Annotated in this window: 26 protein-coding genes; 16 read left to right on the top strand and 10 right to left on the bottom strand. The window is 69.5% G+C overall.

What is annotated here, in order from left to right:
- The first annotated feature begins 11 nt into the window (after positions 1 to 11).
- On the top strand, positions 12 to 842 hold the full coding sequence (gene tsf / locus AC1DWP_RS15845; RefSeq protein WP_477615454.1) for a translation elongation factor Ts: 831 nt from the start codon (positions 12 to 14) through the stop codon (positions 840 to 842).
- A 100-nt stretch (positions 843 to 942) separates the two neighbouring features.
- Here the strand turns inward: tsf and AC1DWP_RS15840 are convergent, their stop codons facing one another.
- On the bottom strand, positions 943 to 1422 hold the full coding sequence (locus tag AC1DWP_RS15840) for an iron chaperone (protein WP_477615453.1): 480 nt from the start codon (positions 1420 to 1422) through the stop codon (positions 943 to 945).
- Between the two features lie 102 nt (positions 1423 to 1524).
- On the opposite strand from AC1DWP_RS15840, the gene AC1DWP_RS15835 reads away from it, so the two are divergent.
- Positions 1525 to 1710: a hypothetical protein gene (locus AC1DWP_RS15835; protein WP_477615452.1), complete on the top strand. Its 186-nt coding sequence runs from the start codon at positions 1525 to 1527 to the stop codon at positions 1708 to 1710.
- Between the two features lie 89 nt (positions 1711 to 1799).
- Here the strand turns inward: AC1DWP_RS15835 and AC1DWP_RS15830 are convergent, their stop codons facing one another.
- Positions 1800 to 3761 carry a M13 family metallopeptidase gene (locus tag AC1DWP_RS15830; protein ID WP_477615451.1) on the bottom strand — a complete coding sequence of 654 codons (1962 nt, stop codon included), beginning with the start codon at positions 3759 to 3761 and terminating at the stop codon, positions 1800 to 1802.
- Between the two features lie 186 nt (positions 3762 to 3947).
- Between AC1DWP_RS15830 and pyrH the strand changes: the two genes are divergently transcribed.
- The 6 genes from pyrH to purU all read left to right on the top strand — a co-directional run bounded on the left by pyrH (position 3948) and on the right by purU (position 9890).
- Entirely contained in the window at positions 3948 to 4715 is a 768-nt protein-coding gene (pyrH, locus tag AC1DWP_RS15825; RefSeq protein WP_477615450.1) for a UMP kinase, read from the top strand.
- A gap of 87 nt (positions 4716 to 4802) precedes the next feature.
- On the top strand, positions 4803 to 5360 hold the full coding sequence (gene frr, locus AC1DWP_RS15820; protein ID WP_477615449.1) for a ribosome recycling factor: 558 nt from the start codon (positions 4803 to 4805) through the stop codon (positions 5358 to 5360).
- Between the two features lie 32 nt (positions 5361 to 5392).
- On the top strand, positions 5393 to 6355 hold the full coding sequence (locus tag AC1DWP_RS15815; RefSeq protein ID WP_477615448.1) for a phosphatidate cytidylyltransferase: 963 nt from the start codon (positions 5393 to 5395) through the stop codon (positions 6353 to 6355).
- A 40-nt stretch (positions 6356 to 6395) separates the two neighbouring features.
- Positions 6396 to 7658 carry a 23S rRNA (adenine(2503)-C(2))-methyltransferase RlmN gene (rlmN, locus tag AC1DWP_RS15810; protein ID WP_477615447.1) on the top strand — a complete coding sequence of 421 codons (1263 nt, stop codon included), beginning with the start codon at positions 6396 to 6398 and terminating at the stop codon, positions 7656 to 7658.
- Between the two features lie 116 nt (positions 7659 to 7774).
- Entirely contained in the window at positions 7775 to 8977 is a 1203-nt protein-coding gene (locus AC1DWP_RS15805; protein WP_477615608.1) for a monooxygenase, read from the top strand.
- A gap of 28 nt (positions 8978 to 9005) precedes the next feature.
- The gene (purU, locus tag AC1DWP_RS15800) at positions 9006 to 9890 is read left to right on the top strand and encodes a formyltetrahydrofolate deformylase (RefSeq protein ID WP_477615446.1); all 885 of its coding nucleotides are present in this window, start codon (positions 9006 to 9008) and stop codon (positions 9888 to 9890) included.
- A 23-nt stretch (positions 9891 to 9913) separates the two neighbouring features.
- Here the strand turns inward: purU and AC1DWP_RS15795 are convergent, their stop codons facing one another.
- Together AC1DWP_RS15795 and AC1DWP_RS15790 are read right to left on the bottom strand one after the other, a co-directional pair.
- Positions 9914 to 10969, bottom strand: coding sequence for a hypothetical protein (locus AC1DWP_RS15795; protein WP_477615445.1), 1056 nt, complete (start codon positions 10967 to 10969; stop codon positions 9914 to 9916).
- A complete protein-coding gene (locus AC1DWP_RS15790) occupies positions 10966 to 11484 on the bottom strand; it encodes a SigE family RNA polymerase sigma factor (RefSeq protein WP_477615444.1) in 519 nt (172 codons plus the stop codon). The genes AC1DWP_RS15795 and AC1DWP_RS15790 overlap by 4 nt, the downstream gene beginning before the upstream one ends.
- Positions 11485 to 11649: 165 nt before the next feature.
- Here AC1DWP_RS15790 and AC1DWP_RS15785 point away from each other — a divergent pair, with 165 nt between their 5' ends.
- Entirely contained in the window at positions 11650 to 12687 is a 1038-nt protein-coding gene (locus AC1DWP_RS15785) for a hypothetical protein (protein ID WP_477615443.1), read from the top strand.
- 8 nt (positions 12688 to 12695) lie between these two features.
- On the opposite strand, the gene AC1DWP_RS15780 is transcribed toward AC1DWP_RS15785, so the two are convergent.
- Positions 12696 to 13214 carry a DUF1990 family protein gene (locus tag AC1DWP_RS15780; protein WP_477615442.1) on the bottom strand — a complete coding sequence of 173 codons (519 nt, stop codon included), beginning with the start codon at positions 13212 to 13214 and terminating at the stop codon, positions 12696 to 12698.
- Positions 13211 to 14353, bottom strand: a complete 1143-nt coding sequence (locus AC1DWP_RS15775) for an LOG family protein (RefSeq protein WP_477615441.1) — start codon at positions 14351 to 14353, stop codon at positions 13211 to 13213. The genes AC1DWP_RS15780 and AC1DWP_RS15775 overlap by 4 nt, the downstream gene beginning before the upstream one ends.
- A gap of 45 nt (positions 14354 to 14398) precedes the next feature.
- On the opposite strand from AC1DWP_RS15775, the gene AC1DWP_RS15770 reads away from it, so the two are divergent.
- Positions 14399 to 15397 carry an aminoglycoside phosphotransferase family protein gene (locus tag AC1DWP_RS15770; protein ID WP_477615440.1) on the top strand — a complete coding sequence of 333 codons (999 nt, stop codon included), beginning with the start codon at positions 14399 to 14401 and terminating at the stop codon, positions 15395 to 15397.
- A 9-nt stretch (positions 15398 to 15406) separates the two neighbouring features.
- Here AC1DWP_RS15770 and AC1DWP_RS15765 read toward each other — a convergent pair whose 3' ends face one another.
- From AC1DWP_RS15765 to AC1DWP_RS15750, 4 genes are read right to left on the bottom strand one after another with little or no spacing between them, the layout of a single operon-like run.
- On the bottom strand, positions 15407 to 15796 hold the full coding sequence (locus AC1DWP_RS15765) for a pyridoxamine 5'-phosphate oxidase family protein (protein ID WP_477615439.1): 390 nt from the start codon (positions 15794 to 15796) through the stop codon (positions 15407 to 15409).
- A gap of 14 nt (positions 15797 to 15810) precedes the next feature.
- Complete coding sequence (locus AC1DWP_RS15760; protein ID WP_477615438.1) at positions 15811 to 17190, bottom strand: NAD(P)/FAD-dependent oxidoreductase; 1380 nt, start codon at positions 17188 to 17190, stop codon at positions 15811 to 15813.
- Positions 17191 to 17206: 16 nt separating this feature from the next.
- Positions 17207 to 18643 carry an aspartate aminotransferase family protein gene (locus tag AC1DWP_RS15755; RefSeq protein ID WP_477615437.1) on the bottom strand — a complete coding sequence of 479 codons (1437 nt, stop codon included), beginning with the start codon at positions 18641 to 18643 and terminating at the stop codon, positions 17207 to 17209.
- Entirely contained in the window at positions 18640 to 19125 is a 486-nt protein-coding gene (locus AC1DWP_RS15750) for an Lrp/AsnC family transcriptional regulator (RefSeq protein WP_477615436.1), read from the bottom strand. The genes AC1DWP_RS15755 and AC1DWP_RS15750 overlap by 4 nt, the downstream gene beginning before the upstream one ends.
- A gap of 171 nt (positions 19126 to 19296) precedes the next feature.
- Between AC1DWP_RS15750 and AC1DWP_RS15745 the strand changes: the two genes are divergently transcribed.
- From AC1DWP_RS15745 to AC1DWP_RS15720, 6 genes are read left to right on the top strand one after another with little or no spacing between them, the layout of a single operon-like run.
- Positions 19297 to 20754: a gamma-aminobutyraldehyde dehydrogenase gene (locus AC1DWP_RS15745; RefSeq protein ID WP_477615435.1), complete on the top strand. Its 1458-nt coding sequence runs from the start codon at positions 19297 to 19299 to the stop codon at positions 20752 to 20754.
- Between the two features lie 57 nt (positions 20755 to 20811).
- Positions 20812 to 22038 (top strand): polyamine ABC transporter substrate-binding protein, encoded by a 1227-nt coding sequence (locus AC1DWP_RS15740; protein ID WP_477615434.1) that lies wholly within the window; start codon positions 20812 to 20814, stop codon positions 22036 to 22038.
- Entirely contained in the window at positions 22038 to 23147 is a 1110-nt protein-coding gene (locus tag AC1DWP_RS15735; protein WP_477615433.1) for an ABC transporter ATP-binding protein, read from the top strand. The genes AC1DWP_RS15740 and AC1DWP_RS15735 overlap by 1 nt, the downstream gene beginning before the upstream one ends.
- Positions 23147 to 24061, top strand: coding sequence for an ABC transporter permease (locus AC1DWP_RS15730; RefSeq protein ID WP_477615432.1), 915 nt, complete (start codon positions 23147 to 23149; stop codon positions 24059 to 24061). The genes AC1DWP_RS15735 and AC1DWP_RS15730 overlap by 1 nt, the downstream gene beginning before the upstream one ends.
- Before the next feature lies 1 nt (position 24062).
- Positions 24063 to 24863, top strand: a complete 801-nt coding sequence (locus AC1DWP_RS15725; RefSeq protein WP_477615431.1) for an ABC transporter permease — start codon at positions 24063 to 24065, stop codon at positions 24861 to 24863.
- 6 nt (positions 24864 to 24869) lie between these two features.
- On the top strand, positions 24870 to 26147 hold the full coding sequence (locus AC1DWP_RS15720; RefSeq protein ID WP_477615430.1) for a saccharopine dehydrogenase family protein: 1278 nt from the start codon (positions 24870 to 24872) through the stop codon (positions 26145 to 26147).
- Positions 26148 to 26151 lie beyond the last annotated feature (4 nt).

Below are 26151 nucleotides of genomic sequence, written 5' to 3'. Positions count from 1 at the left end.
GAGAAACATCTATGGCGAACTACACCGCCGCTGACATCAAGGCCCTGCGCGGGTCCACAGGCGCTGGCATGCTCGACGTCAAGAAGGCGCTCGACGAGGCCGACGGCGACCGTGACAAGGCCACCGAGATCCTTCGCGTGAAGGGCCTCAAGGGCGTCACCAAGCGCGAGGGACGCACCACGTCCAACGGACTGGTCGCTGCCCAGTCCGGTGACGGCGTGGGCACTCTCGTCGAGGTCCTGTGCGAGACCGACTTCGTGGCCAAGAGCGAGAAGTTCATCGCCCTGGCTGCCCAGGTCCTCGCCCAGAGCGTCGCCTCCGGCGCCGCTGACGCGGACGCGCTGCTCAAGAGCTCGCTCGAGGACGGTTCCACCGTCCAGGAGCTGCTCGACAACGCCAACGCAACCATCGGCGAGAAGATCGAGGTCAAGCGCGTCTCCCGCGTCGAGGCCCCGGTCGTCGTGTCCTACCTGCACAAGACCAGCCCCGACCTGCCCGCCCAGATCGGTGTGCTCGTCGGCGCCGAGGGTGGCGACGAGCAGATCGCTCGCGACGTGGCCATGCACATCGCGGCGTTCAGCCCGACCGTGCTGACTCGTGACGAGGTCGACCCGGTCACCGTCGAGCAGGAGCGTCGCGTCGCCGAGGCCACGGCCAAGGAGGAGGGCAAGCCCGAGGCTGCCCTGCCCAAGATCGTCGAGGGTCGCGTCAACGGCTTCTTCAAGGAGAACGTCCTGCTCGAGCAGCCGTTCGCCAAGGACGCCAAGAAGACCGTCGAGAAGGTCCTCGCGGAGGCCGGCACGAAGGTCACCTCCTTCGTCCGCTACCGCGTCGGCGGCTGACCCGCTCAGCCACGATCCGGCACCACACGACGAGGCCCCCCACCGGATGGTGGGGGGCCTCGTCGCGTCGTTGGGGTATGCCGGGTAGCCGGCCGCGACGTCAGCCTGCCGCCTTCTTGACGAGGGCCGCGATCTGCTTCTCGAGGGCCGGCGTCAGCCGCGTGAGGGCGTAGCCGATGGGCCACATGTCGCCGTCGTCCAGCTTGGCGCTGTCGTTGAACTCGAACGTGGCGTAGCGCGCCTTGAACTTGCTGGCGGGCTTGAAGAACGCCACCGCCTTGCCGTCTCGTTTGTACGCGGGCATGCCGTACCAGGTCGAGGGCTCGAGGTCCGGAGCGGCGTTGGTGATGATCTCGTGCAGGCGCTCGGCCAGCTCGCGGTCCTCCGGGGGCATCTCGGCGATCTTGTCGAGCAGGTCCTGCTCGCCGACGGCGCCTTTGGCTTCCTTGGCGCGTTCCTTCATCGCGGCGCGTTCGTCGGCGGTGAACCCGCTCTTGCTGCCGGCGGTCTTCGGCGCGGCCTTCGTGGTGGTCTTCTTCGCGGTGGCCGTCTTGTCGGTGGCCTTCGTCGTGGTCGCCATGGTGTCTCCCCGAGGTCGTGGTGGGCTGTCGAGACCATTCTCCGAGAAGGGCGCGCTGCAGCGCTTCTCGAAAACTGACCACTTCTGCCGCATACTCACGCCATGGGGAGACGAACGAAGCACACGCCGCGTCGTCAGGTGGAGCACGAGCTGCCGGACTTCACCCACCTGCCCGAACGGGTGGCCCCCGAGGACCTGACGACCACGCACGACGTCGACCCCGGGCCGGACCCACGCGGTGGACGCGACACGGACACCGAGTTCATGCTGCGGAACGCGGGGATCTGACCCGGGGATCTGACGCGGGGATCTGACGCGGGGGTCTGACCCGGGAACCTGACCCGGGAACGCGGACCGATGACCGCTCGACGGGTCGGTCAGAAGATGTGGACGCGCTCCTCCGGAGCCAGCCACATGCCGTCGCCCTCGGTCACCCCGAACGCCTCGTGGAACTCGTCGCAGTTGCGGACGGCGTTCGCCCGCACCTCAGTGGGGGAGTGCGGGTCGATCGCGAGCAGCCGCTTGGCCTCCTCGGTGCGCGCCTTGCCGGACCAGACCTGCGCCCACCCGAGGAAGAACCGCTGCGGCCCGGTGTAGCCGTCGAGCTCGGGTGCGTCCTGGCCCTGCGTCGCGATGCGGTAGGCGGAGTAGCCGATGGCCAGCCCGCCGAGGTCGCCGATGTTCTCGCCCACCGTGAGGGCGCCGTTGACCTTCTCGTCGGGGGCAGCCAGCGGGGAGAGCGTGCTGAACTGGGCGATGAGGGCCTGGGTGCGCTCGTCGAAGCGGGACCGGTCCTCCTCGGTCCACCAGTCGCGCAGGGCCCCGGTGGCGTCGTACCGCGACCCCTGGTCGTCGAAGCCGTGCCCGATCTCGTGACCGATGACGGCACCGATCCCGCCGTAGTTGACGGCGTCGTCGGCGTCCATGTCGAAGAACGGCGGCTGAAGGATGCCGGCCGGGAAGACGATCTCGTTCATCAGCGGGTGGTAGTAGGCGTTGACGGTCTGCGGCAGCATCAGCCACTCGTCGCGGTCGATCGGGCCCCCGAGCTTGTCCAGCTGGCGCTGGAGCTCGAACTCGTTGGCTCGGCGCACGTTGCCCACGAGGTCGTCGTCGATCGTCAGCGAGGAGTAGTCGCGCCAGCGGTCGGGGTAGCCGACCTTGGGCGTGAACGAGGCGAGCTTGGCCAGGGCCTGCTCTCGGGTCTGGGGGCCCATCCAGTCGAGCCCCTCGAAGGACTGCCTGAACGCCTCGACGAGGTTGCCGACGAGCTCGAGCATCCCCTTCTTGGCCTCGGGAGGGAAGAACTCCGCGGCATACAGCTGGCCGACCGCCTCGCCGATCGCCCCCTCGACGAGGGAGACGCCGCGCTTCCAGCGCTCGCGGTTCTCCGGGAGGCCCGAGATGACCCGTCCGGTGAAGTCGAACTCGGCGTCGACCAGCTCCTTGCCCAGCAGCGGCGCCGCCGAGGCGACGACGTGGAAGGCCAACCAGTACTTGAAGTCGTCGAGGGCGACTTCGTCGAGCGCGACGGACAGGCCCTCGAGGTAGGACGGCTGACCCACGACGACGTGCTCGAACGCCTCGCGTGCCTCGAGCCCGCCGACGAAGTCACCCCACAGGACGTTGGGGGCCAGGCCCTCGAGGGCCGCGAAGGCGTAGGGGTTGTAGCTCTTCACCGCGTCGCGGGTGGCGACGTTGTCCCAGTGGTGGCCGGCCAGCCGCGTCTCCAGGGCCACCACGCGGGCGGCCGGCGAGCCGTCGTCCGTCGAGCCGTCGCCGATGCCGGCGAATCCGAGCATCCGGGCCACGTGCGGCAGGTATGCCGTGAGGATGGCCGCGTGCCGCTCCTCGCGGTAGTAGGACTCGTCGGGCAGGCCCAGGCCGCCCTGACCGAGGTAGAGGACGTATTCCTCCGGGTTCTTGGCGTCGGGGGCGACGCCGAAGTCGAACAGGCCCGGTCCACCCTGGCGCTGCAGGCGACCGAGGGCCCGGAACAGGTCGTCGGTCCCGCTGATCGCCGCGATGTCGGCAAGGTCCTTCTCGATCGGGGTCAGCCCCAGTGTCTCGGCTCGGGCCTCGTCCATGAACGAGCGGTAGAGGTCGCCGACCTTGCGGGTGGGCGAGTCGGGAGCGGCGCTGTGGTCCGCCGCGGCCCGCTCGATGATCGTGCGCACCCGCTCGTCGGACTGCTCGCGCAGCATGTCGAAGGTCCCGTAGCGGCCCCGGTCGCCGGGGATCTCGGTCGTGCGGACCCAGGTGCCGTTCGCGTGGCCGAACAGGTCGTCCTGCGGGCGAACCGTCTCGTCGCGATGCCCCGGAAGGATGCCTGACCTCATGCGCTTGTCTCCTTTGGTGCATCGATGGACAGTGGTGTGGCCCGTGGTCCGTGGTCCGTGGAGTGCGGACCACGTGATGGTGACACCCTGCCACGCAGGGCTGACGGTGGTGCAACCGACACCATGCCGCTCCCGGGAGTGTGGAAGGATTCGGTGACCGCCCGCACATCTTCAGGAGGATCCCTCGTGACTGCTGTCCCCGAGCAGACCGCCCCAGCCGGATCGTCCGCCCCTGGATCGTCGGCACCGCATCGCCGGGTCCTGCTCAAGCTGTCCGGCGAGGTCTTCGGTGGTGGTCGCGTCGGACTGGCACCCGAGGTCGTGCGGGGCATCGCCCAGCAGATCGCCCAGTCGGTCAACGAGGGCATCCAGGTGGCCGTCGTGATCGGTGGTGGCAACTTCTTCCGGGGCTCAGAGCTCCAGCAGCAGGGGATGGACCGGACGCGTGCCGACTACATGGGCATGCTCGGCACCGTGATGAACTGCCTCGCCCTGCAGGACTTCCTCGAGAAGGAAGGCATCGAGACCCGCGTCCAGACCGCGATCGCGATGGGCCAGGTCGCCGAGCCATACATCCCTCGTCGCGCCATCCGCCACCTCGAGAAGGGCCGCGTGGTCATCTTCGGCGCGGGCGCGGGCATGCCGTTCTTCTCCACCGACACGGTGTCCGCCCAGCGGGCCCTGGAGATCAAGTGCGACGCGGTCCTGATGAGCAAGAACGGCGTGGACGGCGTCTACGACTCCGACCCGCGCACCAACCCGGAGGCCCGCAAGCTCGACGAGATCAGCTACCAGGAAGCCCTCCAACAGGGACTGCGCGTGGTCGACGCGGCGGCGTTCAGCCTGTGCATGGAGAACAAGCTGCCGATGGTCGTGTTCGGCATGGAAGGCGAGGGCAACGTGGTGCGGGCGTTGCGCGGTGAGAAGATCGGCACGCTGGTCACGCCGGGCTGAGTCGGCACCTCACTGACCCACCCACCAGACTGACCACACCACGACTGGCGTGGCCCCGACAGGGGAGCGCCCGAGAAGGAGCAGGACATGATTGAAGAGACTCTCCTCGAGGCCGAAGAGAAGATGGAAAAGGCCGTCGAGGTCGCCAAGGAGGACTTCGCGGGAATCCGCACGGGCCGGGCGACCCCGGGCATGTTCAACAAGCTCACCGTCGACTACTACGGCGCTCCGACCCCGCTGCAGCAGCTGGCGTCGTTCCAGACGCCGGAGGCACGCACCATCCTGATCACGCCGTTCGACAAGTCGGCGATGCACGAGATCGAGAAGACGCTGCGCGACTCCGACCTGGGTGTGAACCCCAGCAACGACGGCAATGTCATTCGCTGCGTGCTGCCGATGCTCACCGAGGAACGTCGCAAGGACTACGTCAAGCTCGCTCGGCACAAGGGCGAGGACGCCAAGGTGTCGATCCGCAACGTCCGCCGCAAGGCCAAGGACGAGCTGGACAAGCTGGTCAAGGACGGCGACGTGGGCGAGGACGACGGCAGCCGCGCCGAGAAGGAGCTGGACGCGAGCACCAAGAAGTACGTCGAGCTCATCGACGAGCTGCTGAAGGGCAAGGAGACCGAGCTGCGCGAGGTCTGAGCGCTCGTCCTCAACCTCAGCCAGCGCTGGTCATGAACATGTCCCAGTCCCGTCGCGACCGTCGCGCGGCCTCTGCCGCCGCGGGCTCTGGCGTGCCCGGAGGGTCGACCTCGCCGGACACCTCCCGAGACGGTGCGGCTCCCGACGAGTCCGTCCCCGCGTCGGCCCGGGGCGGTCGGCCGTCGAGGGCGGGGCGCAACCTGCCCGCAGCGATCGGGGTCGGCCTCGGCCTGGGTGCACTCATCATCGGCTCGCTGGCCCTGCGCAAGGAGCTGATGCTCGGGATCATCGTCGTGGCCATCGTCGTCGGCGTGTGGGAGCTACGTCGCGCGCTGGCCCAGGTGTCCATCAACGTGCCCCTGGTCCCCAGTGTGGTCGGCAGCGTCAGCATGCTCGTCTCGGCCTACGTCGGCGGCGGGGAGGCCCTGGTCGTGACCGTCGGCCTGACCTGTGTCGGCATCCTGTTGTGGCGCATCGCCGACGGCGTGCTCGACGCAGTGCGCGACATCGCCGGGGGATTCTTCGTCGCGGTCTACCCCTCCTTCCTCGCGGGCTTCGCCGCCCTCATGCTGGCCACGCCGCACGACGGCGCCCGCCGGGTCTTCATCTTCCTCCTCGTCGCGGTGCTCAGCGACGTGGGCGGCTACGCCGCCGGGGTCCTGTTCGGCAAGCACCCCATGGCGCCGTCGGTCAGCCCCAAGAAGTCCTGGGAGGGCTTCGCCGGCTCGATGGTCGCGTGCGTCGTCGGCGGTGCGATCGCGGTCGTGCTGACCCTCGACGGGCCGTGGTGGGGTGGCGCGCTGCTGGGAGCGAGTGCAGCGGTGGCTGCCACCGTGGGTGACCTCACCGAGTCCACGATCAAGCGCGACCTGGGCATCAAGGACATGGGCACGCTGCTGCCCGGGCACGGCGGGATCATGGACCGGCTCGACTCCGTGCTGCTCGTCGCGCCGCTGGCCTGGGCCCTGCTCGCCTGGGTCGTCCCACCCGCCTGACACCACGGCATACCCGCGCACCTGCGAGACTGGGGGCACCATGACCACGGACCTCCCCGAGCCCACCAGCGAGCGCCCCCAACCTGGCCAGCTGACCTTCACCGCCCCTCGTCGGGGCAAGCCACCACGGCATCTGGCCGACCTGTCTCCGGCTGAGCGCAAGGAGGCCGTCGAGGCGCTGGGGCACAAGGGCTTCCGGGCCAAGCAGCTGTCGACGCACTACTTCGAACGGCTGGTCGCCTCGCCCGAGGAGATGACCGACCTGCCCAAGGCGATCCGCGACGAGCTCGTGGCCGACCTGCTGCCGACCTTGCTCACCCCCCTCGTGCAGCGCACGGCCGACGACGGCATGACGATCAAGAACGCCTGGAAGCTGCACGACGGTGCCATCGTCGAGTCGGTGCTGATGCGCTATCCCAAGCGCGTCACCATCTGCATCTCGAGCCAGGCCGGCTGCGGCATGAACTGTCCCTTCTGCGCGACCGGACAGGCCGGGCTCACCCGGAACATGAGTGCGGCCGAGATCGTCGAGCAGGTCGTGGCCGGTGCGCGGCTGCTGCGCAGTGGCGAGCTCGCGCAGGGCGCGGGCGGCGCCGGAGCGCGCAGCCAGCGCACTGTCGGGAATGCCGAACACCAGGCCGAGCTGGGCGACGAGGACGGCACCGAGGACGGCGACGAGCGTCCCGTCGAGGCGACGGGCCCCACCCGCATCTCGAACGTCGTGTTCATGGGCATGGGCGAGGCGCTGGCCAACTACAAGGCCGCGATCGGCGCGATCCGGCGGCTGACCGACCCCGCGCCGGACGGCCTCGGGATGTCGGCGCGGGGCATCACCATGTCGACGGTCGGCCTCGTCCCGGCGATCGACAAGCTCGCCGCGGAGGGGATCCCGGTCACGCTGGCCCTCTCGCTGCACGCGCCTGACGACGAGCTGCGCAACGAGCTCGTGCCGATCAACACCCGGTGGAGCGTTGACGAGGCCCTCGACGCTGCCCACCGCTACTACGAGGTGACGGGGCGCCGGGTGAGCATCGAGTACGCGCTCATCAAGGACATCAACGACCACGCGTGGCGGGCCGACCTCCTCGGAAAGAAACTCAATGCGCGTGGCCGGGGCTGGGTGCACGTCAACCCGATCCCCCTCAACCCCACGCCGGGCTCGAAGTGGACGGCCTCCCGACCCGGGGTCGAGCAGCAGTTCGTCGAACGGCTGCGCGCCCACGGCATCCCGACGACGATCCGCGACACCCGGGGCCAGGACATCGACGGCGCCTGCGGCCAGCTCGCGGCCTCCACGGCCTAGCGATCACCAGACCAGCCTCGGGTGTGACGCTGTGGTGCTCGCCACACCCGCTGAGAGCGTCCGGTCACAGCGATCGAGCACCGGGCGGGGGCTGGTCTGCCTATGCTCGTGCGGTGATGCTGCGTGCGCCGATCCTGACGGCTGGGGCTTTCCTCCTGCTCCTCACTGGTTGCGCCGCCGGCGACCCCGAGCCTGGGGCCGCCCCGACGTCGCGCGCGACCCAGTCGACGCCAGCGGCTCCCGCGGGGACCTCGACACCGTCGTCCGGTCACCAGCACTCGGGCAGCACTGCACCGCCTGAGGCTGCACTGCGCACGGGGGAGCGCTTCGTCACCCTCCGAATGCCCACGGCATACACCCCCAAGGCGCCGGCCGCCCCGGGAACGGACGACTACCGCTGCTTCCTGCTCGACCCCCAGCTGACGGCCAAGTCGGTCGTGACCGGGATCAACGTGCTGCCGGGCAACCCCGATGTCGTGCACCACGTGATCCTGTTCCGGGTGCCGCCCGACAAGGTGGCCGCTGCGGAGGCGATGGATCGAAGCCAGACCGGCCAGGGCTGGACCTGCTTCGGTGGGACCGGCGTGGAGAGCCAGGGTGCCGGCCTCAACGGGGCGCCGTGGCTGGGTGCGTGGGCGCCCGGTGGTGGCGAGCGGGTCCTCGCCAAGGACCTCGGTATGCCGGTCGAAGCCGGCTCGCGCATCATCATGCAGGTCCACTACAACCTGCTCGCGGGACGGTCGCCCGACCTGAGCGCCGCCAAGCTGCGCGTGGCCGCCGACGACGGCTTGCGCCAGACCCTGCAGACGGTGCTGCTCCCCGCGCCGGTCGAGGTGCCGTGCCGGCCCGGGAAGAAGGGTCCGCTGTGCGACCGGGCAGCGGCGATGGCCGACGTGCAGCGTCGCTTCGGGGGCGCGAGCCGCGCGGGGGACGCGCTGCACCTGCTGTGCCCCGGCAACAAGGCCGGCCCGACGCAGACCTGCACCCGGACGGTGACCCAGGGGTCGACGATCCGGGCGGTCGCCGGGCACATGCACCTGCTCGGCACCAAGATCTCGATCACCGTCAACAAGGGGAAGGCCAACGAGCGCACCGTCCTCGACATCCCGATCTGGGACTTCGACGACCAGGGGAGCCGCCCGGTCAACCCGGCCGTCAGGATCAAGATCGGGGACACCCTCACGGTGTCGTGCACCCACGACCAGAGCCTGCGCGACAAGCTGCCGTCGTTCCAGGGCCAGCCGGAGCGCTACATCGTCTGGGGCGAGGGCACCACCGACGAGATGTGCCTCGGCATCGTGATGGTCACCCGCCCGTAGTCCTCCCGTCCGCCCCTAGGCTGGCCGCGTGAGCTCCACTCCTGCCGCACCTGCCGAGACGGGCCGAGAGTTCGTCCTGACCGTCTCGTGCGCAGATAGGCGCGGAATCGTGCACGCCGTCTCCGGGGTGATGCTGGACCTGTCGATGACCATCCTCGACAGCCAGCAGTTCGCCGACCTGAGGGCGGGGGAGTTCCACCTGCGGATGCACCTCTTGCGCGAGGGTTCTGCCCTGCCCGTGGAGGCGTTGGACGCCGCGATGGCAAGCGTCGCAACGGAGTTCGCGATGACGTATGCCGCGCACGACCTGTCTCGGCGACGCCGGGTGCTGGTCATGGTGAGCCAGCAGGGTCACTGCCTCAACGACCTGCTGTTCCGGGTCGAGAGCGGGTCGCTGCCGATCGAGGTGCCGGCCATCGTCTCCAACCACGAGGACTTCCGCGCGCTGGCGCAGTGGCACGGCATCCCCTACCACTACATTCCCGTCACTCGCGACACCAAGCCGGCGGCCGAGGCCGAGCTCCGGCGCCTCGTGGAGCACTACTCGGCCGACACGGTCGCCCTGGCGCGCTACATGCAGATCCTGTCGGGCGAGCTGTGCACCGACTTCCAGGGTCGCATCATCAACATCCACCACTCGCTGCTGCCGAGCTTCAAGGGGGCCAAGCCCTACACCCAGGCCCACGACCGCGGGGTCAAGGTCATCGGTGCGACGGCGCACTACGTCACCGCGGACCTCGACGAGGGCCCGATCATCGAGCAGGATTTCCGGCGCGTCGACCACCGGATGAGCCCGGCCGAGCTGGCGTCGGTGGGACAGGAGCTGGAAGCCATGGCGTTCGCGCGGGCGCTGCGCTGGCACGCCGAGCACCGCGTGGTGCTGCGCGGCCGTCGCACCATCGTCTTCGACTGAGCGCCCCGCCCTCCGAGCTCAGCTCAGCTCGGGGGGACGAGGGCTCGCAGTGCCGCTGTGGTCTGGGCTGAGGGGATGAATCCAGTGCGGTTCACTCCACGGACCCAGAGCTCGTCGAGGCACGCGGTGCTCAGCCTGCGCTCGTCACCGGCTTCCGTCACCCCCACGATGGAGTAGGTCCAGTGACCTTCGCCGCTGCAGCCCTCGTTGCCCCCGAAGAAACTGGGCCAGCGGGAGCTCACGTCCGCGTTGAGCTGGGCGAGGGTGTCGGAGGGGACGGGGATGGACCGGTAGCTCCGCGCGGTCAGGGGCTCCACCGGGCTCACCGGATCGCCGGATAGGAAGCTCGGTGCAAGGCAGAACGTCGCAGCCACGAATGGCGAGTGAAGCTCGTGTGTCAGGGAGCCAGGCTTGCGGGTCGTGAGCCAACTCTGTTCGCCGCGGCAGGCGTACTGCGGACGGCTGGCCGACCGCGCTCGCACGTCAGCCTCTTCCTCCGCGAGACCATTCAGGAAAGAGGCCAGCGCGCGGCTGCCATCGCAGGCGAGCTCGCGACTCCGGAAGGTGCGCAGCTGTCCGGTGCCCGACTCCACCGTGACGGTGAAGGCCGGGCCGGGGCGCCCTGTGCCACAGGGCCACTGGTCGCTTCGACCGAGGAGGTTCAGCATGCCCGTCTGCCGACCAGTGATCCGATCGGTTGGCAGTATCCAGCCGTTGTCCGTGCCGTTCGAGGTCTGGGTCCCCGCCGGGGTGGCGTCAGGGCACACCCAGGCGGCGCGCAAGCCAGCCAGGTCGGGACCGTTGACGCTGGCGATGGTGGTGACCCGCGCTTGGCGGGTGCAGTCAGCGGGCGTCAGGAAAGGCCCCGCGGGCACGACGCGGGTTGGCGGGTCGAACGAGCCCAGCAGCAGCCCGGCGGCGACCAGGATGGCGGCCGTTGCGCCGGCGACTCCGAGCTGGCGGGCCCGTCGGGCACGCGCGGCGTAGTGGCGTGCCCCGTCGGCCAGCCCGTCGGTGGCTGGTTGGGCCGGGGCGAGCTCGTGCAGGGCCTCACGGAGTCGGGTGTCGAGGTCGCTCATCGAAGTTCTCCCTCGGTCACGGCGAGTGCAGGACACTGGCGCAAGGTCGCCAGCGCCCGCGCGCTCTGGCTCTTGACGGTCCCGACGGTGCAGCCGAGCAGCTCCGCCGTCTGGACCTCTGTGCGGTCCTCGAAGTAGCGCAGCACGATGACGGCACGTTGCCCCTTCGGGAGGGAGGCGAGCGCCACCAGCAGGTCACGACGCTGGTCGGGGTCGACGCCCCTGGCGGGGAGCTCGGGCAGCTGCTCCGTCGGGTACTCGGCGTTCCACCGCCGACGCCACCAGGCGATGTAGGTGGTCAGCATGACCTTGCGGACGTACGCCTCCCGCGGACCGACCTCGATGGAGTCCCATCGGGGCCAGGTCTTCCCGAGAGCCGTCTGGACGAGGTCCTCGGCCCTCTGCCGGTCGCCGGTCAGGAGGAAGGCGGTGCGCAGGAGGGCTGGGCCACGCGCCGTGACGAAGGCGTCGAACCCCGCCGTGGTGGCGTGCTCGGCGGTGCCCACGACGGCCATGCCCCTCTCCTCTCGCTCCACCAGGAAGAGCGGCCGACCCACCCACAAGGTTGTCATCGGGAGCCAGGTCCACCAGCGCCATTCTCCTCGTCCGGCACGAAGTCGACACCGACAACCTTTTGCCGCCCCCAAGGCCTCGTGACGGATAGACGGAAGGGAGGAGCCATGTCGGCAACTCGAGTGCTCGGTGCCGTGTCGGGGGTGTTGCTGCTGGCAGTGGCCGGCTGCAGCGGGGAGGACTCGGCGGCGGCCACGTCGCCACCAGTCACGTCAGGCACCACCGCCACCAGGTCGACCCCGGCCGCGGCTCCCGTGCCGGCGGTGGGTGAGGAGTGGCTGGCCTACCAGGACAGCACATTCCGGATCCAGCTCGTGCGTCCGAACGGCTCGGACGAACATGCCCTCGACACCGTGAGCACCGGACCGGAGGACAACCCCGACTGGTCTCCCGACGGGACGCGCCTGACGTTCGTGGGCTCGGGCGACCAGGCGGGCAGCAACGCCGGGCTGTGGGTGATCGGCACCGACGGCAGCGGCCTGACGCGGGTCGTCAGCTGTGAGACGCCCTGCGAGTACCTCGACGACCCGGCGTGGTCACCCGACGGGTCGCAGATCGCCTACAGCCGCATGCAACCTCACGGTCAGACGGGCGGCACCCTGGAGACCGTGGAGGTGGGGACGGGCAGGACCAGGACGTTGCTCAGCGCGAAGGCGGGGGAGTTCTTCTCCGGCGTACGCTACGCGCCCTCGGGGAAGGCGCTCGTGGTCGAGTGGGTGCTCGCGACCCCCAAGGACCACGAGGACATCAAGGGGGTCACGCTGGCCCGCGTCGACCTCACGAAGACACCGCCAACGGTGAAGCGGCTGACCCCTCCTGCGGTGTTCGCGCAGACACCCGACTGGAGTCCCACCGGCGACCTCATCGTCTACGCCGCACTCCCGAAGGCCGGCTCCTCCGCCAACGACCTCTACCTCGTGCGACCTGACGGCGGCGCCCCCCGACGCCTGACGAACCTCGTGGCCGCAGGGAGCGGGGCCCTCTACCCCGACTTCACCGAGGACGGGTCCGCCGTGGTCTTCCTCGGCGCCGACGCGTCCGGAAAGCCGCGCTTCAGGGTCGTGGACCTGGCCACCGGCGCGGTGTCGCCGGCCCTCGGCGGCCTCGTCGCCGGGGTGCATCCACGATCCAGGCCCGTGCCGTGACCCGACCGTCACGAGCCGTGGTCGACCGCTCGCTGTACCGCCCTGAGGTAACCGAGCGCGGCGACGTGTTGAAGCCTGCGGGTCAGCGGACCGCCGAGACGCGTCAGCCAGCCGGCGGGTCGTGAGTAGGCGCGCACGACGGCGTACACGTCGGCGCCGCGGCGCTCCACGAGGAAGCCCTCCTCGCCGCTCTCGACGTGGCCCTCGAGGGTGCCGTAGCCGAACCCGGTGCGCTCCGGGCCCTCCTCGGCCCAGACGATGCGGCACGGCACGCCGACGACGAGGAGACGGCTCAGGATCTCCACGCCGACGGCAGCCCGCGGGGCCGTCGCCTGTGGCCGCAGCCCCAGTCCTCGCTGGGCCCCATAGGTCATCACGGACTCACTGGCCGATCGGTATGCCGCGTCGCCGGCTCCCAGCCGCCGCTCCACCGCGAGGTGGTGGTAGCCCTGGGGCAGCGGGCCGTCGAGCGTCAGGCCTCGCGGCTGGTAGGTGAACTGGCGTGCGGCCAGGTCAGCGAGCTTCACGGAGCCTCCTCGGTGCGCTCCGCGGTGGACGCGAGGACGATCTGGACGGCTTGCTCGGCGGTCTCGACCAGGTGGATCACCGAACCCATGCCGCGCTCCTGGCCCAGGGCCCGCACGGCGGCCCAGACCGGCACCGTCTCCGACCAGTACTCCTGGCCGACGAGGACGAGCGGCGCGAGCGGGGACTCTCCCGGCGCGTAGAAGAGAGGGGTGACCGCCTGGAAGATCTCCTGCACGGTGCCCGCCGCTCCCTCGAGGACGACCAACCCCGCGGTGGCCCGGGCGAGGAGGCCGTCCTCGCGGATCGCGTTGGAGAAGTACTTGCCGATGCCGTCACAGAAGACGTTCGGCGGCTCGTGGCCGTAGAACCACGTGGGGATGCCGAGGCTGCCCGCGTCGTCAGCGCGCGGCAGCTGCGCCCGCACCGCCAGGGCGGAGCTCACCCAGGCAGAGACCGACGGTCGGAACGACGGCACTGCCGCGAGCTGCTCGAGGGCAGCTGCGACCGAGGACTCGTCGCGGGCGAGGGCTCCGAGGTTGGCGGCCTCCATCGCACCGGGTCCGCCACCAGTGGCGACGACCAGTCCTCCCGCAGCGAGGGAACGCCCGAGTCCCGCCGCGGCGGCATACGCCGTGGTGCCACGCGCCAGTGCATGGCCACCCATGACACCGACGACGGGGCGCCCTGCGACGAACTCGTCGAGGGCATCCGTGATGGAGTCGTCGTGGATCGCCCGCAGGAGGGTGACGAAGGCGTCACGGTGCACCGCGCCGTCCCTCATCCATTGGTACGCAAGGAAATCCGGTGTCGACTCGTAGCCGCCTCCAGCGAGTCCGGCATACAGCTCGTCGGCGGTGTAGAGCGAGGCGCGATAGGGGTCGATCGGTGCGTGCGGGTCGGTCGGGAACACCAGCGCGCGGTGCGCACCGAGGTGCGCGCCCAGGGCGGGCGAGAGGCGCCCACCGAGGACCACGAGCCCCTCGACGTCGGTTCGAGCGAGCAGGCTGTCCTCGTATGCCGTGAGGTCGAGGTCCTGGAAGCGCAGGCCGGTGAGCGGGCGGCCTGACGAGAGCACGGCGTCGAGGTCGGCAAGGTTTTCGACCTCCGGGTCGGGGGTGCTCCTGCGGGCGCCGTCCATGGCCTGACTCTAGACGCGGCCGTGGCCTGTCTAGAGTCGGGTGGCATGGACGCGGGCTTCTCACAGGAGGTGGCGACCGACGCCTGGCGCGCCGAGGCAACGCGGTGGATCACCGACGAGCTCGCCGCGGTTGGTCTGGGTGTCACGGGGGACATCGAGCAGCCGCGGATCCGACCGTGGTCGACCCAGCTCGTCGTGCCGAGCGACCACGGCACGGTGTGGTTCAAGGCCAATTGCCCCTCGGCCGCGTTCGAGCCGGCCGTCCACCTCGCCCTCGCGGAGCTCGAGCCGGGGGAGGTCGAGGCGCCGCTGGCGATCGACGCCGAGCGCGGCTGGATGATGACGGCCGACCGCGGGCTGACCCTGGGGGAGCGCCACGACGCCACGCTGGCGGACTGGCAAGCCGTCGTCGCCCGGGCGGCACGCGTCCAGCGTCGTGTGGCAGGCCATGGCGGGACGCTGGTCGAGCGCGGCCTGCCGGACTGCTCTCCGGGCACCGTCCCTCAGCGGTACTCGTGGCTCATCGAGCAGCTGGCCGTCCTGCCGGCCGACCATCCGTCGCATCTCGCCGCTGACGAAGCGCGGTCCTTGCGTGGTCGGTCAGCAGTGGTGGACGCCGCCGTGGAAGCACTGCTCGCAGCGCCGATGCCTTCGAGCCTTCAGCACGGTGACCTGCACCCCCGCAACGTGTTCGTCCTCGACGACGGACTGCGCTTCTTCGACTTCGGCGATGCCCAGTGGGCACACGTGCTGGAGGTCCTCGCAGTGCCCTACGGCTTCGCGACCCGGGTCACGCACCAGCCCTGGGCCGAGATCCTCGACGCGTACGCCGCGGTCTGGTCCGACGTCATCGATGCCGAGGCGCTCCAGGCGCTGATGGGCCCCGCGATGGTCACCCACGCGGTCAACCGGTCCTTCACCTGGTTCGGTGCCGTCGTGGGAGCGCAGCCCGACGAGCTGGCCGAGTGGGGCGACGCGCCGCTGTACTACCTCAGGCTGGCACTCGAACCGTTCCCGCCGGCTGACCCGGAGTCCGGCCCGTAGCGACCGACGCTAGACGTTGCCGAGCACGCGGTCGACGGCGATCTCGACAACGACCCGTTCGGGGTTCTCCCGTGGCACGCGGTAGCGGGCGGCATAGCGGTCGACCGCGTCGGCCACCGCTGCCGCGTCGGTGAGCACCCGGGCCGTCCCCTCGAAGGAGAGCCAGTGCCGGCCGTCCACCTGGCACACGACTGCGCGACCTCCCAGGGCGGCGTTGCGGGCCTTGCGACTGCTGCCACTGGTGATCACGCGAACGACGAGTTCCGCGCTGTCCCAAGTGAATCCGACCGGCACCACATGGGGTGACCCGTCGGCGCGCAACGTCGTGAGCGTGGCCAGGTGTCGGGCCGTGACGAACTCGAGGGCGGCGGGGGACAGGTCAGCGGGGGCGGTCGACACGAGTGGAGTCTTCCCTAGTGGCCGGTGAGGGCGCTGAGCAGCCTGCCGAGCCGGGCCGGACGGCCGGTGCGCGCCTCCTCGAGGTCGGCGGCGTGAGCCAGCCTGAGACCCGCGTTGATGCCGGCCCACCGCAGGGGTTCGGGCTCCCAGCGTCGGCTGCGGTGCCCGACCCACGGCAGCTCGGTGAGCGGTGTGGGCCGACCAGTCACCAGGTCGGCCAAGGTGCGTCCCGCGAGGTTTGCGGCTGCGACCCCGTCCCCGACGTAGCCCCCTGCCCAGCCCAGGCCGGTGGACCGGTCGTGGCCCACGGAGGGGTGCCAGTCGCGCGCGATCCCCAGCGGGCCACCCCAGGCGTGCGTGAAGCGGACGCCTTCCAGCTGGGGGAGGAGGTCGGTGAGGGTCGCGCGCAGGTCGGCGAAGACGGTGGGCTCGTGGTCGAACTCGGGCCTGATGCGCGAGCCGTAGTGGTAGGGCGCTCCTCGCCCGCCGAACGCCAGTCGGTCGTCGGCCGTCCGCTGGCCGTAGATGATCACGTGGCGCTGGTCGCTGAACACCTCGCGCTCGGCGAGCCCGATCGACTCCCACCGCGCTGCCGTCAGTGGTTCAGTGGCGACCACGAGCGAGTAGACCGGGGCGACGGTGCGGCGCTCGCCGGAGAGCAGCGGCGTCCACGCCTCGGTGGCCCGGATGACGTGGCGCGCCACGACATGACCGCCGTCGGACAGCGTCGCGCGGCCGGGCTCAATGGTGCTGACCCGCGCCCCCTCGACGAGCTCGGCGCCCTGCGACCGCACTGTCGCAGCCAGGCCGTCGACGAGCATCCGCGGGTGCACCCGGGCGCAGTGTGGGGTGAACGTCGCGCCCTGGACCCGACTGGCGGCCAGCCGCTCGGTCGCCTCGGTGGCGTCGAGCCAGCGGGTGCCGGTGCCCCACTGCTCCGCGTGGGCCACCTCGGCCCGCGCCCTGACGACCTGGGCGTCGGACCGCGCCAGGGCGAGGGAGCCGCCCTTGCGGAATCCGCACTCGATCGCCGCGGATTCCGTTGCCCTGCCGACCTCGTCGACCGTGCGTCGCAGCTCCTCCAGCATGGCCAGGGCGGCGCTGCGACCCCTGCGGCGGGCCAGCGTCTCGGGACCGACCGGCCACAGCGCGGACACCCAACCGCCGTTGCGGCCGCTCGCACCGAAGCCGACCTGCTCGGCCTCGAGGACCAGGACGTCGAGCGAGGGGTCAGCCAGCAGCAGGTAGTGCGCCGTCCAGAGCCCGGTGAAACCGCCGCCCACGATGACCACGTCCGCACGGGGCGGGACGGGACGTGAGGAGGGCCCGGGTGCCGGCGACGCGGCATACGGGCCCTGCTCATGTCCGTCACTCGACCACAGGGGTTCGGTCACGGGGCGTCGACGCGTGTCAGAGGTGCTTCTCGGCGCCGGTGAGCACCGAGCGGAGACGCGACTCGATGTCGTCGAACTCGGTCTGCCCGATGATCAGCGGCGGCGCGAGCTGGATGACCGGGTCGCCGCGGTCGTCGGCACGGCAGTAGAGGCCGGCGTCGAACAGCGCCTTGGACAGGTAGCCGCGCAGCAGTCGCTCGGACTCCGCGTCGTTGAACGTCTCGCGGGTCTCCTTGTCCTTGACCAGCTCGATGCCGTAGAAGTAGCCGGCGCCGCGGACGTCGCCCACGATCGGCAGGTCGAGCAGCTTCTCGAGGGTGGCCCTGAACTTGGGGGCGTTGTCCTTCACGTGCTGGTTCAGGCCCTCGCGCTCGAAGATGTCGAGGTTGGCCATCGCCACTGCCGCGCTGACCGGGTGGCCGCCGAAGGTGTAGCCGTGCGGGAAGTAGGTCGTCCCCTTCTTGAACGGCTCGAAGAGCCGGTCGCTGGCGATCATCGCGCCGATGGGGGAGTAGCCCGAGGTCATGCCCTTGGCACACGTGATGATGTCGGGCACGTAGTTGAAGTCGTCGCAGGCGAACATCGAGCCGATGCGGCCGAAGGAGCAGATCACCTCGTCGGAGACGAGCAGGACGTCGTACTCGTCGCAGATCTCGCGGACCCGCTCGAAGTAGCCGGCCGGCGGCGGGAAGCAGCCTCCGGAGTTCTGCACCGGCTCGAGGAACACGGCGGCCACGGTGTCGGGACCCTCGAACTCGATGGCCTCGGCGATCCGGTCGGCGGCCCAGCGGCCGAACGCCTTGTCGTCGTCGCGCAGGTGCTCCGGAGCGCGGTAGGAGTTGGTGTTGGGGACCTTGAAGGCGCCTGGCACGAGCGGCTCGAACATCTCCTTGGCCGCGGGGATGCCGGTGATGGACAGGGCGCCCTGGGGGGTGCCGTGGTAGGCGACCGCGCGGCTGATGACCTTGTGCTTGGTCGGCTTGCCGGTCAGCTTGAAGTACTGCTTGGCCAGCTTCCAGGCCGTCTCGACGGCCTCGCCTCCACCCGTCGTGAAGAACACCCGGTTGAGGTCACCGGGGGCGCCGGCGGCCAGGCGTTCGGCCAGCTCGATGGCGCGGGGGTGGGCGTAGGACCACAGCGGGAAGAAGGCGAGCTCCTTGGCCTGCTTGGCGGCCGCCTCGGCGAGCTCCTCGCGGCCGTGGCCGACCTGGACGACGAAGAGCCCGGCGAGTCCGTCGATGTACTCGTTGCCGCGGTCGTCCCAGATCTTGTGGCCCTCGCCGCGGGTGATGATGGGGACGCTGTGGCCCATCCCGCCCTCGCTGCGGTCCTCGAAGACCGAGTGGCGCGTGAAGTGCATCCACAGGTGGTCGCGAGCGGCCTCGCTGTGCAGCGTGCCGAGCGGCGTGTGCGTGTCGCTGGACGGTTCGAAGATGGACAGGTCAGTGGTCATCGAGTACCCCAGTTGTAGTGCTGTTTGTTGAGTTTCAGGTAGACGAACGTCTCGGTGGTCTGCACCCCGGGGAGGGTGCGGATGCGCCGGGTCAGCAGGTCGAGCAGCTCGGCGTCGTCCTCGCAGACGACCTCGGCCAGCAGGTCGAAGGAACCTGCCGTCGTGACGACGTAGGACACCTCCGACATGGCGGTGAGGGCGTCGCCGACCGGTAGCAGGTCACCGTCGACGCGGATGCCGATCATGGCCTGCCGGCGGAAGCCCACCTGCAGGGGATCGGTGACCGCGACGATCTGCATGACCTCCTGGTCCAGGAGCCGCTGCACGCGCTGGCGCACCGCCGCCTCGGACAGCCCCACGCGCTTCGCGATCGTCGCGTAGGACTGCCGACCGTCCACCTGCAGCTGCTCGATGATCGCCTTCGACACATCGTCGAGGCGCACATCGGTGCTGGTGCTGGCGGGCCGGGTCACGGTGGCCATGGTGTCCTTCGAAACCGCTTCGCGCAAGTCCCAACACGACGGAATCGATCGCCACTGCATCAAATCGGCGACGATTTCCGCATTCTGACGGCCAGAACCTATTGAAATCCGCTGTGAGGCGGCTACAGTGCCACACACCGGAATCAGTAGCCGATCCGCATTGGAGCATCAGTGACTGCCACGTCCGCGGGCCCCCGTGTCCTGCGCAACTTCATCAACGGCGAGTTCGTGGAGGCGCGCACCGATGCGACCTCCGACATCGTCAGCCCGGTGACCGCCCAGGTGGTCGCCACTGCCCCCATCTCGACCGCGGACGATGTCGACGCCGCCTACGCCTCGGCCGCCAAGGCCTTCGAGGAGTGGGGTCAGACCACCCCCAGCGAGCGGCAGCAGGCGCTGCTCAAGTTCGCCGACGCGATCGAGAAGCGGTCCGACGAGTTCGTCAAGCTCGAGTCCGAGAACACGGGCAAGCCGCACGCCCTGACGGCGAGCGAGGAGATCCCGCCGATGGTCGACCAGCTGCGGTTCTTCGCCGGCGCCGCTCGGGTGCTCGAGGGCCGCGCCGCGGGTGAGTACATGAAGGGTCACACCAGCTGGGTCCGTCGCGAGCCGATCGGGGTCGTCGGCCAGGTGACCCCCTGGAACTACCCGATGATGATGGCCGTCTGGAAGATCGGCCCTGCGCTGGCCGCCGGCAACACCATCGTCCTCAAGCCGTCCGACACCACTCCCGAGACGACCCTGCTGATGGCCGAGATCGCCTCGGAGTTCCTGCCGCCGGGCACGTTCAACGTCGTCACGGGTGACCGCGACACCGGTCGCGCGGTCGTCGAGCACAAGACCCCCGCCCTCGTCGCCATCACCGGCTCCGTGCGGGCCGGGATGCAGGTCGCCGAGAGCGCCAGCCGCAATCTCAAGCGCGTCCACCTCGAGCTCGGTGGCAAAGCACCGGTCATCGTCTTCGACGACGCCGACATCGAGGCAGCGGTCGAGGGCATCGCCATCGCCGGCTACTTCAACGCCGGTCAGGACTGCACGGCCGCGACCCGGGTGCTGGCCGCTCCGCACATCCACGACGACTTCGTCGCGGCCCTGGGGGAGTACGCCAAGAACTCGGCGACGGTCGGTCTGCCGGACAACGACGACGCGCTGCTCGGCCCCGTCAACAACCGTGGCCAGCTCGAGCGCATCGAAGGGTTCCTGTCGCGACTGCCCGACCACGCGTCGGTCGCCGCCGGTGGCCACCGGATGTCCGGCCTGGGTGACGGCTTCTTCCTCGAGCCGACCGTGCTCTCGGGGCTGCAGCAGGACGACGAGGCCATCCAGGACGAGATCTTCGGTCCGGTCATCACCGTCCAGCGCTTCACTGACGAGGCGGAGGCCCTGCGGTGGGCCAACGGAGTCGACTACGGGCTGGCCTCCAGCGTCTGGACCAAGGACTTCGGCCGGGCGATGCGGGTGTCCAAGGCCCTCGACTTCGGCTGCGTCTGGATCAACACGCACATCCCGATCGTCGCCGAGATGCCCCACGGAGGGTTCAAGAAGTCCGGCTACGGCAAGGACCTGTCCATGTACGGCTTCGAGGACTACACGCGCATCAAGCACGTGATGGCCAACATCGACAGCTGAGCCACCCGCGTCACGCGGTCCAACGCCCCGACTGCCCCCACCCCGCAGGAGAGATCGATGAACGAACAGACCCCCGTCACCCCCATGCAGGCAGCGTTCCTGCGTGGCGTGCTCAGCCGCCGCACCCTCATGGTGGGATCCGCCGGTCTCGGGGTCGCCGCCCTGGCAGCCTGCGGATCCAAGGGCAAGACCGCCACGAACTCGGGCAGCAGCACCACCGCGCCCACGGCCAAGGCGGCCCAGGACATGTCCGACACCGAAAAGGTCATCAACTGGTCGAACTGGCAGCAGTACATCGACGTCTCGGACGACGAGAAGAGCCGCCCGACACTCGATGCCTTCACCAAGGCCACGGGGATCAAGGTCAACTACACCGAGGACTACAACGACAACGACGAGTTCTACGCCAAGGTCCGGCCTCTGCTCGCCGGCGGCCAGGACACCGGTCGCGACGTCTGGTGCTCCACCGACTGGATGGTCGCCCGGCTGATCCGACAGGGTTACGTGCAGCCGCTCGACAAGGCCAACATCCCCAACGCCAAGAACCTCGAGGCAGCCTTCCAAGACGTGTCCTTCGACCCCGGCCGCAAGTACTCCCTGCCTTGGCAGGCCGGCTTCGCCTGCATCGGGTACAACACCAAGGCGACGGGTGGCAAGAAGATCGAGACGATCACCCAGCTGCTCACGGACCCGTCGCTCAAGGGCAAGGTCACCCTGCTGTCGGAGATGCGCGACACCGTCGGTCTCGTCCTGCTCGACCAGGGCAAGGACCCGTCGAACTTCACCGATGCCGACTTCAAGGCCGCGATCGACATGATCCAGAAGGCCAAGGACGCGGGCCAGATCCAGAAGTTCACCGGCAACGAGTACACCGACGGGCTCAGCGCCGGCGACATCGCCGCCTGCGTCGCCTGGTCGGGTGACGTGGCATCGCTCGGGCTCGACGCCCCCGAGCTCGGTCTGACCCTCCCCGCCGCCGGATACACCCTGTGGTCGGACAACTTCGTGATCCCCGCGATGGCCAAGCACAAGAAGAACGCCGAGCAGCTGATCAACTACTACTACGACCCCAAGGTGATGGGCGAGGTCGAGGCCTGGGTCAACTACATCTCGCCGGTGACCGGCACCAAGGACGCGGTCGTGGCGATCGACAAGAGCCTGGGCGCCAACCAGCTGATCTTCCCCTCGGCCGAGACCTTGTCCAAGGCGAAGAAGTTCCGGGACCTCACCGCCAAGGAAGAGTCCGAGTACACCCGCATGTTCACCAACCTGGCGACGGGCTGATGGCGACTGAGACGTCCGGGGACCTGCGGCTGACCGGTCTGACCAAGCAGTTCGACACCTTCACCGCGGTCCACCCCATGGACCTCGTGATCCCCCAGGGCTCCTTCTTCGCGCTGCTCGGCCCATCAGGCTGCGGCAAGACGACGACGTTGCGGATGGTGGCCGGGCTCGAGCACCCGAGCGGGGGGCGGATCCACATCGGCGACACGGACATCACCGACACCAAGGCGCACCAGCGCAATGTCAACACGGTGTTCCAGTCCTACGCGCTCTTTCCCCACATGAGCGTGATCGACAACGTCGAGTTCGGGCTCAAGCGCCGGGGCGACAAGGCCGCCAAGGCCAAGGCCAGGGAAGTCCTCGAACTCGTCCAGCTCGGGGAGGTCGCGACCAAGAAGCCGGCGCAGCTGTCCGGGGGCATGCAGCAGCGCGTCGCGCTCGCCCGTGCGGTCGTCAACCGTCCCGACGTGCTGCTGCTCGACGAGCCCCTCGGCGCCCTCGACCTCAAGCTGCGACGCCAGATGCAGATCGAGCTCAAGCGGATCCAGCAGGAGGTCGGTCTGACCTTCATCCACGTCACCCACGACCAGGAAGAGGCCATGACCATGGCCGACACCATCGCGGTGATGAACGCCGGGCGGATCGAGCAGCTCGGCGACCCGGCCACCCTCTACGAGCGTCCCGCGTCGACGTTCGTGGCCAACTTCCTGGGCCAGTCCAACCTGCTCAAGGCCACGGTGACGGGTGGTGCGACGGGCGCGGAGGTGCCGGTCACGGCATACGACACGCCACTCACGGTGGCTGCTGACCACCTGCCCGAGGGCACCAAGGACATCTGGCTCGGGGTGCGGCCCGAGAAGCTCCGCCTGGGGGAGCACGGAGGACCCAACCGCCTCAGTGGCACGGTCACCGACGTCTCCTTCTCGGGTGTGGCGACGCAATATCTCGTGCGTATGCCGTGGGGCCAGGAGCTCACCGTCGTGCAGCAGAACGACGGGTCGGGTCGGGCGAGGCGAGGAGACGACGTCACCGTCTCGTGGGCGGCCGAACACGGGTTCGCACTCGACGCGGCGCAGGCCGCTGATGCCGGCGTCGAGGAGGAGGGGTAGTGGCCGAGGTCGCTGCCATCGGCGCGGGGACACCCGTCAACAAGCCCGTCCGTCGGGGTCGCTGGGTTCCCTACGCGCTGCTCGCCCCCGGTCTGTTGTTCCTGCTGGTCTTCTTCGTCGCACCCATGATCACGCTGGGGTCCCAGTCGCTGCAGGAGGGCAACGTCGACGAGGGCTACACGTTCACGGGCAACGTGGGCATCTACGCCGACGCCTTCGAGCGCTACTGGCCGCACCTGGTGCGGTCGGTCGGCTACGCCGGCAGTGCGACGATTCTCGCGCTGTTGCTCGGCTACCCGCTGGCGTACTTCATGGCCCAGAAGGCCGGTCGCTGGAAGAACATCCTGCTCGTCCTCGTGATCGCGCCGTTCTTCACGAGCTTCCTCATCCGCACGCTGGCGTGGCGCAACATCCTGTCCGACGACGGCCCGGTGGTGGCACTGGCCCAGAACACGGGCTTCACGAGCCTGTTGCAGGCCGTGGGCCTGACCGACAACGACACCCTCCTGGCGTCCAAGTTCGCCGTGATCTGCGGACTCACGTACAACTTCCTTCCCTTCATGATCCTGCCCCTGTACGCGTCGCTGGAACGTCTCGACAGTCGACTCGTCGAGGCGGCGGGCGACCTCTACGCCTCCCCGAGGGAGGCGTTCCGGCGCGTCACGTGGCCGTTGTCGCTACCCGGGGTCGTCGCCGGCACGTTGCTCACGTTCATCCCGGCCGCGGGCGACTTCATCAACTCGCGGCTGCTCGGCAACACCCAGACCGTGATGATCGGCCAGGTCATCGACAGCCAGTTCCTGCGGGTGCTCGACTACCCCTTGGCTGCGGCGCTGTCGTTCATCCTGCTCATCCTCATCGTCGCCCTGGTGGCTGCCTACGTGCGCAAGGCCGGCACCGAGGAGCTGGTCTGACATGGCCGTCCTCGCCTGGATTCGCCGGCACCTCGTCGCCTTCGCGGCGTTCGCCGTGCTGCTCTACCTGCTCATCCCCAACGTCGTCGTGGCGGTGTTCTCCTTCAACGACCCCGTGGGCAAGTTCAACTACAACTGGGCACGCTTCTCGACGGACGCGTGGACGAACCCGTGCGGGTCGCCCGGGATCTGCAGCTCGCTGGGGCTCAGCCTGCGGATCGGCGTGACCGCATCGGTGGTCGCCACCGTGCTCGGCACGATGGTGGCCCTCGCCCTTGGCCGCTACAGGTTCCGTGGGCGGGCGGCCACGAACCTGCTCATCTTCGTCCCGATGGCCACTCCCGAGGTCGTCATGGGCTCCAGCCTGCTGACCCTGTTCCTCATGCTGGGGATCCCCTCAGGTGCGACGGCGATCCTCATCGCGCACATCATGTTCTGTGTCTCGTTCGTGGTGGTTGCGGTGAAGGCGAGGGTAGCCACGCTCGACCCACGGCTCGAGGAGGCTGCGGCCGACCTGGGTGCCACACCCGCCCAGACGTTCCTGCGGGTGACCCTGCCCCTGGCGGCGCCCGGCATCGCGGCCGGGGCGCTGCTGGCCTTCTCGCTCAGCTTCGACGACTACATCATCACCAACTTCAACGCCTCACCCAGCTCGATCACCTTCCCCATGTTCGTCTGGGGTGCGGCCCAACGTGGCGTCCCGGTCCAGGTCAACGTGATCGGGACAGTCATGTTCCTGGCAGCCCTCGGCTTCGTGATCACCGGGCAGCTCCTCTCCAGCCGACGTCAGAAAGCAGCCTGATCCGCCATGCGCATCCTGATGATCGGCGCCGGCGGCGTCGGTGACGCTGCCGCACGCATCGCCGTCGAACGGGACTTCTTCGAGTCCTTCGTCGTGGCCGACTACGACCTCGGTCGTGCTCAGGCCACGGTCGCGGCGGCGAGCGCCAGGCGTGACGGCGAGCAGCGGCTCGTCGCGGCCCAGGTCGACGCGTCGGATGAGGACGCGGTGGCCGCGCTGGCTCGCGAGCACGGGTCGACGCACGTGTTCAACGCCGTGGACCCGCGGTTCGTCATGCCCATCTTCAGGGGCGCCCTCGCAGCAGGTGCGGGCTACCTCGACATGGCGATGAGCCTGTCCCGCCGCCACCCCGAGGAGCCCTACGCCAAGGTCGGCGTCAAGCTCGGTGACGAGCAGTTCGCCATGCAGGGGGCCTGGGAGGAGTCGGGTCAGCTGGCCCTGTTGGGGATCGGGGTCGAGCCAGGGCTGTCGGACGTCCTCGCGCGCTATGCGTCCGACCACCTGTTCTCGACGATCGACGAGCTCGGGACTCGTGACGGCGCCAACCTCGCGGTCCTCGACGACGACGGCAACGAGACCTTCGCGCCGAGCTTCTCGATGTGGACCATCATCGAGGAGTGCCTCAACCCGCCGGTGGTGTGGGAGCGCTCGCGGGCCGACGTGGGCGGGGGAGACGTCGAAGCGGGCTTCTTCACCCTGCCGGCGTTCAGCGAGCCCGAGGTCTTCGAGTTCCCCGAGGGCATCGGGCCGGTGGAGTGCGTCCACGTCGAGCACGAGGAGGTGCTCCTCATGCCCCGCTGGCTCGACGCGCAGCGGGTGACCTTCAAGTACGGCCTCGGTGACGAGCTCATCACCATCCTGCGCACCCTGCACACGCTCGGCCTCGACGGCACCGACCCCGTCAGCGTCAAGGGCGTGCAGGTGTCGCCCCGCGACGTCGTCGCCGCGGTGCTGCCCGATCCCGCCACCATCGGCCCGCGGATGAAGGGCAAGACCTGCGCCGGGGTCTGGGTCACGGGCACCGGCAAGGACGGTCAGCCGCGCAGCACCTACCTCTACCACGTGGTGGACAACGAGGAGACGATGCGTGACTACGGCGCCCAGTGCGTCGTCTGGCAGACCGCCGTCAACCCGGTGGTGGCCCTGGAGCTGTTGGCGAACGGCACCTGGAGCGGGTCTGGTGTCCTCGGCCCCGAGGCCTTCGACGCGGTGCCGTTCCTCGAGCTCCTGGCGGCGCCGAAGCCCGGCGGGTACGGCTCGCCCTGGGGCCAGGAAGACCGCTGAGACC

It is taken from the genome of Pedococcus sp. P2_F6, from assembly GCF_056403675.1.
Note: the sequence above shows the minus strand (reverse complement) of the source record. Positions and strands in the feature narration are given on the sequence as shown.

Excerpts from the sequence above, each read along its gene's own strand:
- tsf (WP_477615454.1), top strand. The coding sequence starts at position 12 with ATGGCGAACTACACCGCCGCTGACATCAAGGCCCTGCGCGGGTCCACA.
- AC1DWP_RS15840 (WP_477615453.1), bottom strand. The coding sequence starts at position 1,422 with ATGGCGACCACGACGAAGGCCACCGACAAGACGGCCACCGCGAAGAAG.
- AC1DWP_RS15835 (WP_477615452.1), top strand. The coding sequence starts at position 1,525 with ATGGGGAGACGAACGAAGCACACGCCGCGTCGTCAGGTGGAGCACGAG.
- AC1DWP_RS15830 (WP_477615451.1), bottom strand. The coding sequence starts at position 3,761 with ATGAGGTCAGGCATCCTTCCGGGGCATCGCGACGAGACGGTTCGCCCG.
- frr (WP_477615449.1), top strand. The coding sequence starts at position 4,803 with ATGATTGAAGAGACTCTCCTCGAGGCCGAAGAGAAGATGGAAAAGGCC.
- AC1DWP_RS15815 (WP_477615448.1), top strand. The coding sequence starts at position 5,393 with ATGAACATGTCCCAGTCCCGTCGCGACCGTCGCGCGGCCTCTGCCGCC.
- rlmN (WP_477615447.1), top strand. The coding sequence starts at position 6,396 with ATGACCACGGACCTCCCCGAGCCCACCAGCGAGCGCCCCCAACCTGGC.
- AC1DWP_RS15805 (WP_477615608.1), top strand. The coding sequence starts at position 7,775 with ATGCTGCGTGCGCCGATCCTGACGGCTGGGGCTTTCCTCCTGCTCCTC.
- AC1DWP_RS15795 (WP_477615445.1), bottom strand. The coding sequence starts at position 10,969 with ATGAGCGACCTCGACACCCGACTCCGTGAGGCCCTGCACGAGCTCGCC.
- AC1DWP_RS15790 (WP_477615444.1), bottom strand. The coding sequence starts at position 11,484 with ATGGCCGTCGTGGGCACCGCCGAGCACGCCACCACGGCGGGGTTCGAC.
- AC1DWP_RS15785 (WP_477615443.1), top strand. The coding sequence starts at position 11,650 with ATGTCGGCAACTCGAGTGCTCGGTGCCGTGTCGGGGGTGTTGCTGCTG.
- AC1DWP_RS15775 (WP_477615441.1), bottom strand. The coding sequence starts at position 14,353 with ATGGACGGCGCCCGCAGGAGCACCCCCGACCCGGAGGTCGAAAACCTT.
- AC1DWP_RS15770 (WP_477615440.1), top strand. The coding sequence starts at position 14,399 with ATGGACGCGGGCTTCTCACAGGAGGTGGCGACCGACGCCTGGCGCGCC.
- AC1DWP_RS15755 (WP_477615437.1), bottom strand. The coding sequence starts at position 18,643 with ATGACCACTGACCTGTCCATCTTCGAACCGTCCAGCGACACGCACACG.
- AC1DWP_RS15750 (WP_477615436.1), bottom strand. The coding sequence starts at position 19,125 with ATGGCCACCGTGACCCGGCCCGCCAGCACCAGCACCGATGTGCGCCTC.
- AC1DWP_RS15740 (WP_477615434.1), top strand. The coding sequence starts at position 20,812 with ATGAACGAACAGACCCCCGTCACCCCCATGCAGGCAGCGTTCCTGCGT.
- AC1DWP_RS15735 (WP_477615433.1), top strand. The coding sequence starts at position 22,038 with ATGGCGACTGAGACGTCCGGGGACCTGCGGCTGACCGGTCTGACCAAG.
- AC1DWP_RS15725 (WP_477615431.1), top strand. The coding sequence starts at position 24,063 with ATGGCCGTCCTCGCCTGGATTCGCCGGCACCTCGTCGCCTTCGCGGCG.
- AC1DWP_RS15720 (WP_477615430.1), top strand. The coding sequence starts at position 24,870 with ATGCGCATCCTGATGATCGGCGCCGGCGGCGTCGGTGACGCTGCCGCA.